Origin of the sequence: Leifsonia sp. SIMBA_070 (assembly GCF_046534635.1) — a bacterium.
Taxonomy (GTDB): Bacteria; Actinomycetota; Actinomycetes; order Actinomycetales; family Microbacteriaceae; genus Leifsonia.
Genome location: NZ_JAWRYK010000213.1, coordinates 1 through 276, shown reverse-complemented (window position 1 = coordinate 276; position 276 = coordinate 1). Strand labels below are relative to the sequence as shown.

General features: G+C 67.8%; 1 pseudogene. It reads right to left on the bottom strand.

Going from position 1 to position 276, the window contains the following annotated elements:
- Positions 1 to 124: 124 nt before the first annotated feature.
- Positions 125 to 276 (bottom strand): annotated as a pseudogene (locus tag SB754_RS20075) (HIT family hydrolase); the annotation flags it as partial.

Below are 276 nucleotides of genomic sequence, written 5' to 3'. Positions count from 1 at the left end.
ACGTCCGCACCCATTCCCTGCACGATCCCGTCGACTTCAAGCGTCTCGAGGTGGGTGCGTACGTGCTCAACGGCGACAACCAGCCGATCTCGCTCTACACCTGAGAGGGTCGGTCGGCGATCGATCAGACGGGCCAGGCAGCCGCGAGGGACTCCCGGACGTCGCCGAGCAGCTGCGGGAGCGCCTTCGTGCGAGCGACGATCGGGAAGAAGTTCGCGTCCGACCGCCAGCGCGGCACGATGTGCTGGTGCAGGTGTTCCTCGACGCCCGCTCCCG